General features: G+C 74.0%; 15 protein-coding genes. 11 read left to right on the forward strand and 4 right to left on the reverse strand.

Going from position 1 to position 15,650, the window contains the following annotated elements:
• Positions 1 to 173: 173 nt before the first annotated feature.
• A complete protein-coding gene (locus ACZ4TG_RS10870; RefSeq protein WP_468161382.1) occupies positions 174 to 2,228 on the reverse strand; it encodes an AfsR/SARP family transcriptional regulator in 2,055 nt (684 codons plus the stop codon).
• Between the two features lie 822 nt (positions 2,229 to 3,050).
• Between ACZ4TG_RS10870 and ACZ4TG_RS10875 the strand changes: the two genes are divergently transcribed.
• The 8 genes from ACZ4TG_RS10875 (at position 3,051) to ACZ4TG_RS10910 (ending at position 12,335) form a co-directional block, all read left to right on the forward strand.
• The gene (locus ACZ4TG_RS10875; protein WP_468161384.1) at positions 3,051 to 4,256 is read left to right on the forward strand and encodes a SagB/ThcOx family dehydrogenase; all 1,206 of its coding nucleotides are present in this window, start codon (positions 3,051 to 3,053) and stop codon (positions 4,254 to 4,256) included.
• Positions 4,253 to 5,407, forward strand: a complete 1,155-nt coding sequence (locus tag ACZ4TG_RS10880) for a SagB/ThcOx family dehydrogenase (RefSeq protein WP_468161386.1) — start codon at positions 4,253 to 4,255, stop codon at positions 5,405 to 5,407. The genes ACZ4TG_RS10875 and ACZ4TG_RS10880 overlap by 4 nt, the downstream gene beginning before the upstream one ends.
• On the forward strand, positions 5,407 to 7,278 hold the full coding sequence (locus ACZ4TG_RS10885) for a S9 family peptidase (RefSeq protein ID WP_468161388.1): 1,872 nt from the start codon (positions 5,407 to 5,409) through the stop codon (positions 7,276 to 7,278). Before ACZ4TG_RS10880 ends, ACZ4TG_RS10885 begins: the two co-directional genes overlap by 1 nt.
• Positions 7,226 to 8,482: a hypothetical protein gene (locus tag ACZ4TG_RS10890; RefSeq protein WP_468161390.1), complete on the forward strand. Its 1,257-nt coding sequence runs from the start codon at positions 7,226 to 7,228 to the stop codon at positions 8,480 to 8,482. The genes ACZ4TG_RS10885 and ACZ4TG_RS10890 overlap by 53 nt, the downstream gene beginning before the upstream one ends.
• A gap of 47 nt (positions 8,483 to 8,529) precedes the next feature.
• Positions 8,530 to 9,894 carry an MATE family efflux transporter gene (locus ACZ4TG_RS10895; RefSeq protein ID WP_468161392.1) on the forward strand — a complete coding sequence of 455 codons (1,365 nt, stop codon included), beginning with the start codon at positions 8,530 to 8,532 and terminating at the stop codon, positions 9,892 to 9,894.
• A 118-nt stretch (positions 9,895 to 10,012) separates the two neighbouring features.
• Positions 10,013 to 10,597 (forward strand): O-methyltransferase, encoded by a 585-nt coding sequence (locus ACZ4TG_RS10900; RefSeq protein ID WP_468161394.1) that lies wholly within the window; start codon positions 10,013 to 10,015, stop codon positions 10,595 to 10,597.
• 9 nt (positions 10,598 to 10,606) lie between these two features.
• Positions 10,607 to 11,098, forward strand: a complete 492-nt coding sequence (locus tag ACZ4TG_RS10905) for a flavin reductase family protein (protein ID WP_468161396.1) — start codon at positions 10,607 to 10,609, stop codon at positions 11,096 to 11,098.
• Positions 11,099 to 11,105: 7 nt separating this feature from the next.
• On the forward strand, positions 11,106 to 12,335 hold the full coding sequence (locus ACZ4TG_RS10910; RefSeq protein ID WP_468161398.1) for a hypothetical protein: 1,230 nt from the start codon (positions 11,106 to 11,108) through the stop codon (positions 12,333 to 12,335).
• A 16-nt stretch (positions 12,336 to 12,351) separates the two neighbouring features.
• Here the strand turns inward: ACZ4TG_RS10910 and ACZ4TG_RS10915 are convergent, their stop codons facing one another.
• Complete coding sequence (locus tag ACZ4TG_RS10915) at positions 12,352 to 12,852, reverse strand: hypothetical protein (protein WP_468161400.1); 501 nt, start codon at positions 12,850 to 12,852, stop codon at positions 12,352 to 12,354.
• A gap of 80 nt (positions 12,853 to 12,932) precedes the next feature.
• Entirely contained in the window at positions 12,933 to 13,877 is a 945-nt protein-coding gene (locus ACZ4TG_RS10920) for a LuxR C-terminal-related transcriptional regulator (protein WP_468161402.1), read from the reverse strand.
• Positions 13,878 to 14,122: 245 nt separating this feature from the next.
• Between ACZ4TG_RS10920 and ACZ4TG_RS10925 the strand changes: the two genes are divergently transcribed.
• From ACZ4TG_RS10925 to ACZ4TG_RS10935, 3 genes are all read left to right on the forward strand, one after another.
• The gene (locus tag ACZ4TG_RS10925; protein WP_468161404.1) at positions 14,123 to 14,458 is read left to right on the forward strand and encodes a hypothetical protein; all 336 of its coding nucleotides are present in this window, start codon (positions 14,123 to 14,125) and stop codon (positions 14,456 to 14,458) included.
• On the forward strand, positions 14,455 to 14,673 hold the full coding sequence (locus tag ACZ4TG_RS10930) for a response regulator transcription factor (RefSeq protein ID WP_468161406.1): 219 nt from the start codon (positions 14,455 to 14,457) through the stop codon (positions 14,671 to 14,673). Before ACZ4TG_RS10925 ends, ACZ4TG_RS10930 begins: the two co-directional genes overlap by 4 nt.
• Positions 14,674 to 14,819: 146 nt before the next feature.
• Positions 14,820 to 15,554 (forward strand): TetR-like C-terminal domain-containing protein, encoded by a 735-nt coding sequence (locus ACZ4TG_RS10935; RefSeq protein WP_468161408.1) that lies wholly within the window; start codon positions 14,820 to 14,822, stop codon positions 15,552 to 15,554.
• Here the strand turns inward: ACZ4TG_RS10935 and ACZ4TG_RS10940 are convergent.
• The coding region (locus ACZ4TG_RS10940; RefSeq protein WP_366150158.1) for an integrase core domain-containing protein at positions 15,551 to 15,650 on the reverse strand (100 nt) is incomplete at its 5' end. The two genes, ACZ4TG_RS10935 and ACZ4TG_RS10940, sit on opposite strands and share 4 nt — an antisense overlap.

The raw sequence follows: 15,650 nt of genomic DNA on the forward strand, positions 1-15,650 counted from the left end.
GGCGGATGTACTGATTCCGGATCGCGGTCGGGGCGCGGGCCGATCGCGGTCGGGCGCAGGGTTGATCGCAGGCGGCTCGCGTGGATCGCGGTCGGCGCTCGTGGATCGCAGGCGGCGCGCACGGATCGCGGTCGACGGGTCGGGACACGGCACACACCGCCGCCGCCGGCCGGTCAGGACGCCAGGCCCTCCCGGGCGCCCCCAGGGGGCCGGAACGGCCGGGTGCCGAGGCGGGCATCCCCGTCGTCGGGGGCGAAGAGCAGCGCCGCGGGCCGGTCCTCGTCCGCTCGGGGCGACAGCTCGTCCTGCTGGACGGAGACGGCGAACTCACGGAGCAGGCCGTGCACGTGGTACCGGCCGGGGCGTGCGGACTCCAGCCAGCTGCGGTCCACGAGTTCCTCGCACAGGGCGCGGGCCTCGCCCGACGGGACCCCCAGCGCCAGCGCCACCGCGGTCGGCCCGAACTGCCCGTCCGGCTCCCGCAGCAGCGCCACCCGGGCGAACACCGGCCGCAGCGGCTGGGGCAGGCGCCCGTACTCCCGCCGGAACGCCTCCCGTACGGAGAGGTCCGCGACGCCGAGCGCGCCCAGCCGGTGCCGGCCGCGCAGGGCGGCCACCACCGAGGAGACCGCCCAGGACGGCCGGGTGGCGAGCCGCATCGCCACGATGCGCAGCGCCAGGGGCAGCCTTGCGCACCGCTCGACCAACTCGGAGCAGGCCTGGGGTTCCGCCGCGACGCGCTCGGGACCGATCGCCGTCTCCAGCCAGGTCAGCGCCTCGGCCCGGGAGAGCACGCCCAGGTGGGTGTGCCGGGCCCCGGCGAGACCGGAGGGTCGCGTGGTGCTGGTGATCAGTACGGCGCAGCCCTGCCCGCCGGGCAGCAGCACATCGGCCGCCCCCGGGTCGGCAACGTTGTCGAGGACGACCAGGACGCGGCGCTCGGCGAGCTCCGACCGGTAGAGGGAGACCTGGTCGGCCTGCTGCTCGGGGACCGGCCGGCCGGGCCCTCTCAGCGCGCGCAGGAAGGGGCCCAGGACCGCCGCCGGGCGGACCGGAGAGCCGTCCGGGGCTCGCAGGTCGGCGTAGAGCTGGCCGTCCGGGAAGTGGCCCCGCACCCGGTGGGCGGCGTGCACGGCCAGGGCGCTCTTGCCCACGCCGGTCGAGCCGGACACGAGGACGACCGGCGCCGAGCGGGCCCCGGGCGGGGTCCCCCGGCCGGCCGGCCCGGCACCGGTGAGCTCGTCGGACAGCTGCGCGAGGACCTCGGCCCGGCCGCTGAAGTCGGCCAGATCACGGGGCAGTTGGGCCGGGCGCCGAAATCCGTCCGGTACGGGTTCCAGCCGGGCCCGCACGGGGTCCCCGGCGGCGGCCGCCTCGCGCGGCGCGCCGTCCGCCGTGCCCCCCACCGCCCCCTCGCCCCCCGTGCCGCCCCCGCCCGCGCTTCCCGCGGCGGACCCGCTCGCACCTCTCGTGATGCCCTCGGCCATCGCGGCCATCTCACGCCCCGGGTCGATCCCGAACTCCGCCGCCAGGAGACGCCTGGTCCGCTCGTGGACGGCCAGCGCCTCCGCGTCCTGGCCGCTCAGCACGTACGCCCGCATCAGCAGGGCGCCCAGCCGCTCACGCAGCGGGTGACGCTCCGTCAGTTCGCGCAACTCACCCAGTGCGCCGACGTGTTCACCGAGTTCCACATCCAGGGCGAGGCGCGCCTCCAGGGCGGCGAGCCGCTGTCCGGCCAGCCTGCTCCGCTGCGCCTCGACACCGGGACCGCCCAGACCCGCCAGGGGTTCGTCCCCCCACAGGCCGAGAGCGGTGCGCAGCAGGGCCCGTGCCTCCTCGGGGCGGCGCGCCGCGCGGGCGAGGTCGGCGGCGGCCACATCGCGCCGGAACAGCCCGAGGTCCACGGCCTCAGGGGGTACCCGCAGGGCGTAGCCGCCGTGCTCGGACACCAGTACCCGCGGCCCGTCGCCCGCGCCGCCCGGCGTCTCGATCTCCTTGCGCAGCCGCGAGACGTACGTGCGCAGCGAGCCCACGGCGCGGGCCGGCGGCCGCTCGCCCCAGATGTCGGCCACCAGCGCGTCGACCGGTGCGGGCCGGCCCTGCCGCAACAGCAGCAGTGCCAGCAGTGTCCGCTGCTGGCGCGAACCTAACTCCAGCTCCTGCGTGCCGCGCCACGCCCGCAGGTGTCCGAGCATCGCGAATCGCAGGGATATCGCCTCGGTGGTCATGTCGTGCCCCCATGCCTCGTACTTTCCGGCCCGACTCCCGCCGACCTCTCCTCCTGTGCCCCACCGGGGAGGAGTGCGAAGTGCGGCAGCAGGTCGGTCCGCCGAACACCCGGGGAGCCGCGCCGTGTTCAGCCGACGGACCTGGCCCGGCTGTGCGAAAGCCCCCTGAACAGGAAGTTTCGCTCATGGCAGGGAGGCGGACGGACGAGTTCGGCCATCGGCGCGCCGCCCGCGGGCACCGGTACGCGGAAGGTGCGCCGACCGGCCGCCGGGTGCGCGGGCCCGGGCGGCGGTACGCCCACCGGGCCCTCGGCGGCGTTCAGCCGCAGTCGCGGGCGCGGGCCGGCCGGCCTCCGGTGCCGCGCGGCCGGGGTGCGGAGGCTGGCCGGATTTGTCTCCGTCGCGGCTGTTACCGGGCGTACGGATTCCCGGGACCTCGCTCCGGGTGCCGGGGGGCCGGGACCGGTGGCGCATGACCGGGGATTCGCGGCTTTTCCGCAACACCCGAAAACGAAAGTATTCAGGTGTCGCCGGAACGGACCGGCGAAAAGGAAAAGCCGGACGGGCGGAAATCCCGGCCGGAATACGAGAAATGGAGAACACCATGGGCGAGAACATCACCGCTGCCGACGTCGTCATCGAGTCCGTCGAGGCGGACGTCGTCGAGGAGACCGAGGCCTACCAGGTGATGCTCCTGCAGGGCTCCGTCTACTAAATCGCAGGGGCAGCAGAAGCGGCACGGCACGCATGGTTCCCGGAACCGCTCACGCGGTTCCGGGAACCGGTGCCCGCGCACCGAATGTCCGAGGAGGACTGAGAACCATGACGGTACGACTCAACCCAGCGGTCAGGATCATTCCTCCTTCGGATGTGATCGGTGACCAGTGGACGGCGGAGCACGTTCTCGAACGGCGCCGTTACCGCATGTCGCGTTCCGCGATCGCGGTACTCGTCGCCGCCGCCCGTCCCCGCCCGGCCGAGGAGCTGGCGGAGCTCCTCGCCGGAAGTACGGCCCGGCCCCGGCCCGCGGCCTACTGGCTCGCCCTGGTGGAGAGCCTGCGCGGGCGAGGCCTGCTGACCGACGCCCACGCCGTCACGGGCGACGGCGGGCCCAAGGACGAGGCGCTGGACTGGCTGGTCGACGTACGGCGCCGCTGGAGCCGGTACGGCTGGCACGAGGCCGCCGAGTACCACACCCTGACCTTCGACTACCCGTGCGTGGACTACACCGAGGCCCTGGGCCTGCTCGCGGACCGCGACCGCATGCGCGGCTACCAGTCGTCCGAGCCCGACACCGACCGCTTCAAGCTCGACTACGTCGACCAGCCCGGCTCGGAGCTGCCGGTGCTGACCTCCGACCTGCTGCCGACGACGGCCCGCGACGTGTGGGAGCACGAGGTACCGGCTGCCCCGGTCGACCTCGACGGGCTGCGCAGGGTGCTGTCCGCGGCGTTCGGCATCACCGGGTACATCAACCCCAAGACCGATTCCGCGACGCTGCTGCGCCGCAGCAGCCCCTCCGGCGGCGGGCGCAACCCCACCGAGGCGTACGTCGTGGTCCGGGACATCGAGGGCCTCGACCCCGGCTGGTACCACGTGACGATGCTGCCGTTCAGCCTGCGCCGGATCGACGGACCGCCGGTCGACGACGACGCTCTGGGCCGCCTGTTCCCCAACACCCTGGGGCGGTTCCCGCTGGACGCGAAGGCGCTGCTCGTGATGACCACCCTCTTCGAGCGGAACATGTACCGCTACCGCGAACCGCGCACCTACCGCACCGTGCACATGGACGTGGGCCACCTCGCCGGAACCGCGCGCATCGCCGCCCGCTCCCTGGGGCTGACGGCGGCGATCTTCTACTGCGACGCGGCCCGCGAGATCGAGGCGGCGCTCGGCATCGACGGCCTGGCCGAGGGCTACCAGCTCACCGTCGCCCTCGCCGACGGCTTCCAAGGCGGGGAACTGCGCATCCCCGCCCGCCCCGCCACCGCCGACACCGCGTCCACGGAGAGGACCTCGCCCCGATGACCGAGACCACGACCCCCGCGGACACCGTGGCGACCGCCGCGCCCGCCGCATCCGCCGGTTCCACGCGAGACACGGCGCACCCGGCGCCCGTACCGGAGCCCGAGCCGCGCTGGCCCGCCGGTTACGCGATCCGGCCCTGCGTCGATCCCGCCACCGAAGCCGTCGAGGTGTCCGACACCGTAACCGGCCGTCGCTGGCGCTGGCGCCCCGAGGCCCTCGCCGAGCACATCCTCGCCACCGGCCGGCCCGAGCTCCCGGCGGACACCGCCGACCGCGACGCGCTGACGGCCGGCTGGCGCCACTGGCAGGCCCGCGGCTGGCATCCCTCGGACCAGTCGTACATCGCCTCCCGGCGCTGGGACTACGCCGACACCGTCGATCCCGGCGACGCCATCCGCACCCGCACCATCGCCGACTACCTCACCACGGACGGCGAACCTCCGGCCGAAGTGCTGCCCGACGGGCCCGCCATCCCCCTCGGCGAACCGCTGCCGCCGGGCGAGCGGAACGTCTCCGAACTGCTCGCCACCCGCCGCAGCGGACGCGCGTACGTACCCCGGCCCGTGACGCTCGGCGCGCTGTCCGGCCTGCTCTGGCACGCCTTCGCGGACGTCCGCGCACGCCGTTCCCGCACGAGCGGCGAGGAACCGGTGTCCTACCTCGACAGCTTCGGCTCCGCCTGGGACGTCCACCTGTGCGTGTACGCGGTGGAGGGCCTGGCCCCCGGCACGTACCGCTACGACCTCGTACGCCACGAACTGCGCGCCCTGCGCCTCGGCGACCACCGCCGGGCGATGACGGACGTGCTCCAGGGCATGCACTCGCCCGCCACGGCCGCGTGGACCCTCGGCCTGGTCGCGGACTTCCCCCGCTACCAGTGGCGCTACCGTCACGAACACGGCCTTCGCCGGCTGTGGTTCGAGGCCGGAGCGATCGGCCAGGAGCTGATCGTCCTCGGCGCGTCGTACGGGCTGAGCACCCTGGTCACCCCCGCCCAGAAGGACCGGCCGTACCTGGAGCTGCACCGCCTCGACGACCGGCGCTACGCCTCGGTCTACACGCTCACCATGGGGCTGGCCCGCCGCCGCAACGGCTCCGACTTCAACGGCACCGCCATCCCCGACGTGGCCCGCGACGGCGGGACGGCCTGATGTCCACCACCGCCGTCCGGCGCGAACTGCTCGCCCCCGAACGGAACCTGTCCCCGCGCCTCGCCCCCGACGGCGGCTCCGTCGCCTTCGTCCGCACCACCGGCGAGGGCCAGGAGCTGTGGCTGCACACCGTCGGCGGCGGCGAGCGCCTGCTGGCCGCCCACCCCGGCGAGGCCATCGACGCGCCGCACTGGACCGCCGACGGCCGGGCCGTGGTCTACCGCCACACGCCCCGGGGCCGCGAGCTGCGGAGCCTGGCGGCCGTGCGCCCCGACGGCACCGGGCACATCGGAATACCCGCTCCGGGCCCCGTCCGCGAGGTGTGGACCGGCCCCGGCGCCACCCTGGCGTACGCCGTCCACAACACCACCGAGAAGCGGCCCGAGTTGTACCGGTTCGATCTCGCGGCACCGCAGGACGGACCCCGGCTCACGGCCGCGGGCGGCGGGTTCCACCGCTGGCTCGTCGACGCCGGGCTGCGCCCCCGCGGCGGCGTCCGGCTGCTGCGGGACGGCTCGGCACAGGTCGTCGTGGGCGAGAGCGCGCGCACCGCGCAGCCGCTGTTCACCCTCGGCATCGACGACGCCCCCGGGCTGTCCGTGGAGCGCTTCGGGCCCGACGGCGCCACCTTGTACCTGCTGGCCGGTGCGGGCGCCGCCACCCGGAGGCTGCTCGCCCTGGACTGCGCCAGCGGCGAGGTGAGCACGGTCTTCCAGGACGAGGCACTCGACGTGGAGAGCTACCCGATCGCCGGTGAGGGAGTCTGGTTCGATCCCCGCACGGGCCTGCCCGACCTGTGCTCGGTCCTGGGCCGGCGGTTCGCCTTCCACCCGCTGAACCCCGCGATGGGCGCGGCGGTGGAGCGGCTGGCGGGGCTCGGGCGCGAAGCCGCCGTGATCATCGACCGCAGCGCCGACGACTCCGTCTGGCTGGTCTGCGAGGTCAACGACGACGGGCCCATGGTGTACAGCCTGCACACGCCCGCCACCGGCGAGGTCCGGGAGCTGTTCACCAACCGGCCCGGCCTGGTCGGGCAGCCCCTGGCCCGCCTGGAGGAGTTCGGCTTCACCGCGAGCGACGGGCTGGAGATCCCCGGCTACCTGATGCGGCCCGTGGGCGCCGAAGGGCCGCAGCCCACGGTCGTCCTCGTCCACGGCGGACCCGCCGGACGCGACTACTGGCGCTTCCACGCCGATGCCCAGTACCTCGCCTCCCTCGGCTACCTCACGCTGCACGTCAACTACCGCGGCTCCAAGGGGTACGGGGGTGCGTTCCGGCTGGCCGGCGACGGCGAATGGGGCGGGCGCATGCAGCAGGACCTGTACGAGGCCGTGGCCGCCGGAGTGCGCGCCGGGCTCGTCGATCCCGGCCGCGTGGCCTTCCTCGGCGGATCGTACGGGGGCTACGCGGCGCTGCTCGCGGCCTGTACCCGGCCGGATCTGGTGCGCTGCGCCGTCGCCATCAGCCCGCCGTGCGATCTGGTGGCCTTCACGCAGTCGCCGCCCGCCTACTGGCAGCCGCTGTCCCAGCTGCTGCGCCGCCAGATCCTGGGCCCCGAAGGCGCCCTGGGCACCCGGGAGTTGGAGCGGCGCTCGCCGAGCCATCGCCTGGGCCCCGACTGCGCGCCGCTGCTCGTGGCCCACGGCGTGCGCGACCCGCGCGTGCCCGTGGCGGAGGTCGACGCCCTGGTCGCCCGGGCCGAGGCCGCCGACGTCCCCGTGCAGTACCTGCGCTTCTCCGACGAAGGCCACCACGTCGTCGGGAACACCAACCGACACACCCTCTACCGAGCCCTCGAATCCTTCCTGGAGGCCCGCCTTGGCGACGCAGACCGACACGCCGCTGATCCAGCGCCGCTACACGCGCACTGACAGCCACGGCTCCTTCCCCCGGCTGACCGGAATGCCGGACCTGGAGCACAACCGGCTCGGCGTCTTCTGGCGGCCGATCGTCGACATGACCCACAGCGAACTCGCTCCGCTGCGACTGCGGGCGGTCCGCCGCATCTCGGACTGGCTGGCCGCCCCCGGTCCCCGGCCCACCTCCTGGTTCGCCATCATCGGCATCCCCGAGGTGCGCCGGCAGGTGCTGCGGCACGCGGGCCTCGACCAGTACGACTGCTCCGACCCCACCCGGCTCCCGGAGGAACTGCGCACTCCCCAGTGGCGGCAGCTCGTCACGCACATCGAGCAGTTCTCCGACCTCGACGACGCCACCCGCAGCCTGGTGGTCTTCCAGCTGGCCCAGCTCTCCTTCTGCGCCTACGCCGCCGAACTCGCCGGGACCGTCGCCCCCGACGGCGACCCCGTCCACGACCGGTACGTCTACGAGGTCGCCCGGATCGCCGCCCGCGTCCCCGGCCGCACCTCCTGGTCCCTGGACACCTTCGACGCCCTCGCCGCCTCCGCCGAGGACCCCCGGCTCGCCATCTCCGCCTGCGCCCAGGGCATCGGCCACTCCATCCGCAGCGGCACCGGAGCCGAGCGGGCCGCCGCCTTCGAACGCCGCGGCGAGCACGTCACCGCCCGCGGCTTCGCGGACGACCCCCACACCCACCTGGTGCGCAGCCGCTACCACCGCGCGGTCGGCCTGCTCCGCCTCGCGCAGCGGCGGCCCGCGCAGATGCGTACCGAGATCGAGGCGGCCGTCCACTTCAGCGACCTGCTGTACGCCACCGGGCCGACCGGCGCCGACCGGGACGTCGCCGACGAGAACCTCCGCATCATCCGGGAATCGCAGCTCAAGGCCGCGGCCCGGGCCCGGGGCGACGAATCCGACAGCCTGCTCGAAGAGTTGAGCAAGGCCCTGCACGCCATGGACCCCACCTGTGTGGAGGCCCTGCTCATCGTGGGCGACGGCCACTCCACCGCGGGCGACCTGGCCACCGCCGCCCACTGGTACACCCAGGCCGGCCTGCTGGCCACGGGCGCGGGCGCGATGGGCTGGTACCGGGCCGGACAGTGCCTGGACCTGATCGGCGACCGCGCCGGCGCGCTGCACGCCATGGGCCGCTGCCTCGAACTCGACACCACCGCGGTCGAGCCCCGCGCCTACCTCGCGGCGTCGGCCCGCTGACCCCGTCCCCCCACCCGGCAGGCACTCCAGGAAAGAGAGAGCGCGCCATGGTCACCAACTCCGTGCCGGTCACCGAACCGGTCGGCCGGACCCCGACCCCCCTCCGCACGATCGCCGCCCTCGGGCTCCCGCTCCTGGTCGGCGCCCTGTCGTCCACTCTCTCCGGTGTCGTCGACACCGCGATGATGGGCCGCTACGGTGCGACCGAACTGGCCGCGGTCTCCGCCGGGTCCGCCGTCTTCGACGTGTTCACCAACCTGGTGCTGGCCTCCCTGATCAGCTACCAGATCCTGGCCCCGCGCTTCGCCGGGCGCCAGGATCCGCCCGGTATGAGGCGCGCCCTGCGGGACTCCGTCCGCTGGTGCGGCGGCCTCGCGGTCCTGCTCACCCTGGTGTGCCTGCTCCTGGGCGGCCCGCTGACGGCGCTGGTCGCCGGCGACGACGCCGGCCTGCGGGACATCGGCGCGCAGTACATCGCGTCCCGCGCCCCCACCCTGCTGCTGCTCGTCCCGTTCGCGCTGATCACCGCCGGCCTGGGCGCCTACCAGCAGACCCGCTACGCCGCCGTCGCGGGCATCGTCGTGAACCTCGTCAACCTGCTCCTGGACGGGCTGCTGATCCACGGCGTCGGCCCGTTCCCGCGCTGGGGCGCCTTCGGCAACGGCCTGGCCACCACGGTCGCCTGGGCGGTGGGGCTGGTCTGGCTGGCGGTGGCGGCACGCCGCTGGGGGCTGCGCGACAGGCTCGCCGCTCCCGCCGCGGAGAACCTCGCCGAACCGGACTTCACCACGTCCGTCCCGCGGCTCGCCTGGCCGGCCCTCGTCTCCTCCGGCCTGGACTACATCGGCATGGCCGCCTTCTTCGCCATCATGGGCGGTATCGGTGAAGCGGCCCTGGCCGGGGGCCGGATCGCCTTCGAGGTCACCGTCCTCTTCTTCGGCATCGGCGGAGCCTTCGCGGCCGCCTCCCGCATCCTCGTCGGCCGCGCCGTCGGCTCCGACGACCGGGCCGCGGTCCGTACGTACTGGCGCACCGGGCAGTACGTCCTGCTCGTGCCCGCCCTCGCGATCGGGGCCTTGCTGGTGGCCCTGCCCCGCGTCGTGGTGCTGCCCTTCACCTCCTTCGGCCCCGTCGTGGACGCGGCGAGCACGGTGATGCCCGTGGTCGGCCTGTGCGTCCCGCTGATGGCCTGGACCCTCGGCAACGTCAGCATGATCCGCGCGCTCGGCCGCACCCGCGTCGACATGTACGCCAACCTCACCGCGGTGCTGGCCGTCCAGCTCCCGCTCGGCTGGGCCCTCGCCGGGCCCGGAGGGCTCGGCCTCACCGGCGCCTTCCTCGGCGTCCTCGGCTACTGGGCCTCACGGGCCGTCTTCACCGAGGTTGCCGCCCGCCGCCTCGCCCGCTCCTGAGCCCGCCCCGAACCCCTGCCGCACTCGTCGCCGCACTCGTACTGAACCCGTACAGCACCCGTCCAGCACTCGTACCGACCCCGTCCGCGTACCCGTCCCAAGGAAAGCGAGTCACGCCATGAGCGACCTTCCCCTCACCGTCCCCGCCATCAGCGAGAAGGCCCAGAAGATCGCCGACCGGGGCCAGTTCAAGATGTCCTCCGAGCCTCGCATCGGCGCACTGCTGCGCACCCTCGTCGCCACCAAGCCCGGCGGCCGCATCCTCGAAGTCGGCGGCGGCCTCGGCGTCGGGGCCGGCTGGCTCCTGGACGGCATGGACGCCGACGCCCGCCTCATCAGCCTGGAGAAGCACCCCAACTTCGCGCGGGTCGCCCAGCAGGTACTCGCCGGCGACCCGCGCGCCGAGGTCGTGGTCGCCGACTCGACCGAGTGGCTCACCGAGTACGCCGGCCCGCCCTTCGACTTCGCCTTCGTGGACACCACCGTCACCAAGTTCGAACGCCGTGACGCCCTCTTCGCCCACCTCGCCGACGGCGCCATCCTCGTCGCCGACGACCTGCTCCCGCAGGACAGTTGGGACGCCACCCACCCCGCCCGCGTGGAGCGCTTCCGCAAGGAGATCATGACGGAGCCCAACCTGGTGCCCACGCTCGTCGACTGGGCCTCGGGGCTGGTCGTCGCCGCGTACCGCAAGAACGCCTGAGGCAGGGCCGTGCCGATCACCATGCACCCGCCCGCCCCCCTGTTGCGGACCACGCTCCGCCAGCATGCCGCCGGCGTCACCGTCGTCACCGTTCCGGGCCCCGCCGGATTCACCGCGACCTCCTTCACCTCGGTGTCCCTGGCTCCCGCGCTCGTCACGTTCTTCGTCGGAGTCGACGCCTCCGCCGCCCCTCACGTCGAGCGCGCCGCGCACTTCGGGGTCCACCTCCTCGATGCCCGCCAGAGCGGGCTGGCGCAGCGGTTCGCCCTGCCCGGCGTCGACCGGTTCGCCGGGCTCCCCTGGTCGGCGGACGAGGACGGCGTCCCCGTCCTGCGCGGCGCCGCCTGGCTCACCGCGCGTACCGTGAGCCGCCACCGGCTGGGCGACCACCTCCAGGTCGTCGGCGAACTCCTGGACGCCGGCGGGCCCCCCGTGGGCACACCGCTGCTGCACCACCACGGCGGCTACGCCCGCGCCATCCGGCTCGACGAGGCCGGGTGAACGCGAGATGCCGCCCCGTATCCGACCGAGGTACACCCGCAGCGACCCCCGCGGCGACATGCCCCGCCGCGCCGGGCTCCGCGACCCGGACCTGAACCGGCTCGGCGCCTTCTGGCGCCCGCTCATCGACCTCCGGGCCGGCTCCCACAGCTCGCTGCGCCTGCGCGCCGTCCGGCACGTCGCGGCCTGGCTCGCCGAGCCGGGCGTTCCCCGCCGTTCCTGGTTCTCGATGATCGGCGTGCCGGGCCAACGCCACCAGGTACTGCGCCACGCGGGCCTGGACCACTACGACTGCCGCAGCCCCGAGGGGCTCTCCCCCGAACTGCGCACCCCCCTGTGGTCCCGCCTGGTCACCCTGACCGGGCGGTTCGCGGAGCTCGACGACCCCACCCGCGCCCTGCTCGTCTTCCACCTCGCCCAGCTGTCCTTCACCCCGTACGCGCTGCGCCTGTGCGGGACCGTCCGGCCGACCGGCGACCCGGAGCGGGACCACTACGCCTACGAGGCCGCCCGCGTCCACGCCCGCATGCCCGGGCACACCGACACCGCGCTCGAGGTGTTCGACACCCTCAGCCGCACGGCGGGCGACTCCCGGCTGGCCCTCGCGGCCTGCTTCCAGGGCATCGGCCACACCCTGCAAGGCGGACGGCACCCGGACCGGGCCCGGGAGTTCCTCTCCCGCGGCCTCGCCCTCGCCGCGCGGGCCGGCGACGCCTGGCACGACCACCTGGTGGCCAGCCGCTTCCACCGCGCCGCCGCCCTGCTCCACCGCGTCGCGGACGACCGTCCGGCGCTGGAACGCCACCTCGGCCTGGCCCTGGACCACCACGCGGAGCTCGGCGTGTCCACCCTGGACGAGGCCTACACCCTCGTCGTCCTGGAGAACGCGCGCTACCTGCTCGAACTGCGCATCCGCGGCGTCGCCGACGAGGACCGCGCCGCCGCGCTGCCGCCGGCCGGCGCACTCGTCGCACTCGATCCGCACTGTGTGGAGGCACGGCTCATCGCCGGCGACGCCCATGCCGCCGCCGGTGACTTCGCCTCGGGGGCACGGCACTACGCCGAGGCGGGCCGGCTGGGGACGGGGGCGGGCGCGTTGGGCTGGTACCGCGCGGGGCAGTGCCTCGACCTGCTGGGCCGGCGCGCGGAGGCCGTCCACGCCATGGGGAGCTGCCTGGAGCTCGATGCGACCGCCCTCGAACCGCGCGCCTACCTGGCCGCCGCCCTCGGGACCTGAGGCGGAGCCCGTAACCTCAGGCGCCGGGGCCGGGGCCGAGGGAGAGCAGCAGGGTCCGGCAGCCGGTGCCCCGGCGGAGTGCGACGCGGGATCCGGCGGGCGCGTACAGGAACTCGCCTTCCCGCAGGCGTATGGTCAGCGGGCCCGCGTACGGGGGCTCGATCCGCCAGGTGGCGGCGCCGCCGGCCTGATGGACCAGCAGGCCGGCCACGAGCCGGTCCGGGAGCCGGTCGAGCGGGGTCACCTGGCGCCCGAGGATCCGGGAGAGGGCTGCGGGCAGCAGCCGCGCCACCTCGGCGGGGGCGGGCGGTTCCCGCTCGGGCCACATCAGGCCGGGATCCGGACCGAGGTGGGCGGAGAGGAAGAGCAGGATCTCTTGGAGGAAGGAGTCCTGGGGGAAGAAGTCCTGCCGGAGGGGGCCCTGCTGGAAAGGGGCGCGCAGGACGGGGCCCTGGCGGACAGGGCCCTGAAGCGCTTCTTCCGGCGGTTCGTGCACCACGGGGACGTTGGGCAACACACGGGGAGCATGCCCGGGAACGGGGTTTTCGGACAGGTCACTTCTTTCCGGTCCCGGAACCCCGTTCCCTGGCCCGCGGGTCAGCTGAGGGCGGTGGGCACCGCCTCGGCCTCGGTGGGGTCGTCCGGGTCGAGGACGCCGGCACGGGCGGCGGCGACTCCCGCCTGGAAGCGGCTCTCGGCCCCCAGCTGGTCCAGGATGTCGGCGATGTGCCGACGGGTCGTGCGCAGGGACATGCCCAGCCGGCGGGCGATCGTCTCGTCCTTCAGCCCGGCGGCCAGCAGTTGCAGGATGGTCCGGTCCACCTCGCGGGCGACCTGTTCCAGCCCCTGGCTGGCGGCGTTGGCGAACGGCGTGGCGCGGTCCCAGGTCTGCTCGAAGATCTCGCACAGGTACGCGATGGTGTGGGGCTCCCGGATCACGACCGCGCCCCAGGTCCGCTCCTCGGTGGGCAGGAAGGCCACCTCGCGGTCGAAGACGATCAGCCGCCCGAACAGCTCGTGGGCCGTGCGGTACTGCGCGCCGAGTTCCGAGGCCGCCGCCACGTACGCCTGGGTGGGACCGTGGAACCGGGCGGTGTGGTGGTGCAGCGTCCGCATCCGTACGCCCCTCTCCAGCAGCGGCCGGTCCCGCTCCAGCGCCTCGTGGAGCGTCTCCGGCGTACGAGCTCCGCTGGCCGGCTGGGAGGTGAGCACCTCGACGCTGCACCGCGCGGACCACTGCGTCAGCAGGGCGCGTACCGCCGGCATCCCCAGCACCACCTCCAGCGCCCCGTCGGCCGCCTGCACCCCCCGCTGGTAGGCGGCGGCGAAGGGCTCCATCTGCCGCCGCATCTCCTCCAGTCGGCGCTGCTTCTCCCGGATCTCCGCCTCCACCGGCGCCCCCAGCTGCGCGGCGGCCAGCTCGGGGGCCACGGCGTACCCGACGGAGGGGGCCTGCGGATCGGGGTGCAGGAGCCTGTTGCGGACGAGCCGGTCGAGGGCCGCGGCGGCCTCCGGCTCGTCCAGGCCGAGGGCCTCTGCCACCGCTCCAGCGTGCATCCGGCGGTGCTCTGCCACCCACTGGTAGACGAGCACATCCACTTCCCGCCCTACAGGCGGTACCGATATCGCCCGATCCAGGCGGTATTCATCCACTGTGTCCCCAGCTCCAGTTACTGTCATGCACTTTGGTGACGGGCAGAACTCATGGTGTGTACAGGGCGGCCCCGGAGATGCTGAATCCGTTGCCGGCACACCGAGCCGTCCGATCCATCCGAGGGAGCCTCCTTGTGAAGCGCGTGCCATTCGCCGCCCTGTCCGTCACCCTGTTCGCTCTGATCGTCTCTGTTCCTGTTGATGTGTCCACCCCGTCCTCGGGTTCCGCCTCGTCCGGTTTCGTCGTCACCGCGGACGCGGAGCCCGACTGTGCGGGCGGCAAGCCCATCCTGATGTCGCAGCCGGCGGGCGAGGGCACGCCCCTGACGGGCAGCGGCGGCAGCGACCCGAACGGCAAGTGCACCGTCAACACGGGCTGGGGTCCGGTGATCGCCCCCGGCGGTCCCAGCACCCCTGTCTCTCCCCACCTCGTCGCCCCTTCCCTCCCTTCCACCCCGGAGCAGCGATGACCGTTTCGGACCCGTACCCGTTCTCCTTCACGCCGCGCGAGCGGGAACTGCTCGGCCACCTGACCCAGGGCGAGACCGACCGCACCATCGCCCGCCGGATGGCGCTGAGCCCGCACACCGTCGACACCTATCTGCGCCGGCTGCGCCACAAGACCGGCACGAGCAACCGCATCCAGCTGGCCATCCTGGCCCACACCCTGGAGCACTCGGGCTGAGCGGCCGCACCGTACGGGCAGACCGCTCGGCGTGCCGCGACCGGGGGGCTCTCAGGCGTCCGTGCGGTGGCCGGGATCACAGCGCGTTCCCGAGGGGCTCCGGAGAATCCACCCAGGCCGTGGTAGCCGACAGGTACGGTTTGGCCATGGATGTTTCCGGAACAAGCGCTACCGATGAGAACGCCGGGCGGTCCGCGGCCATCAAGGCCACCTCACGCCAACTCCTGCTGAAACTGGGCGCCGGAGGGCTGACCCTGGACGCGGTCGCCGGTGACAGCGGTCTCGCCGTCACCGAGGTGGAGGCCGTCTTCCCGCATCGGGACGACCTGCTGACCGCGCTGGTCATCGACGCCTACAACGAGTCCGCCGCCGCGATGGAGCAGGCCGACCAGGCAGCCGCCGCCGGCGGCGCCCCGGCGGGCGCGCGGCTCCTCGCGGTGACCCGGGCGCTGCGCAGGTGGTCCTTCGACAACTCCGCCGAATTCACCCTGATCTACGGCTCGCCCGTGCCGGGCTACCACGCCCCGCAGGACACCGTGCCGCCCGCTTCGCGTACCCCCGGCGTGCTGGCCGGCATCGTGCGTGCCGCGCTGGAGGCCGGCGAACTCACCCCGCCCCGGCGCGCGGTGCCCGGGCCGCCGCTGCTCCTGCCGGAGGCCGTGGAGCTCTTCGGCGGTGCGCCCGAGGCTCCGTTCTCGGACCTCATCGAGCGCGGCATCGTGCTCTGGAGCAATCTGATCGGGCTGCTGGTGTTCCAGGTCTTCAGCCGTACCCACGACAGCGTCCGGGACGAGGCCGCGTACTTCGACTTCGCGATCGCCGTGGCGGCCGAGAGCATCGGACTGACCGTTCCGCTGGACGAGACCTCCCACACCGACTAGATGTGTTGTCCGGGGAGGTTGGTGACGCGGCTGGCGGGTGTTTGGCCTTGGATGCCGGTGTGGGGTCGGTGGTAGTTGTACCAGTCGATCCAGTCG

It is taken from the genome of Streptomyces sp. NPDC028314 (genome assembly GCF_055565795.1).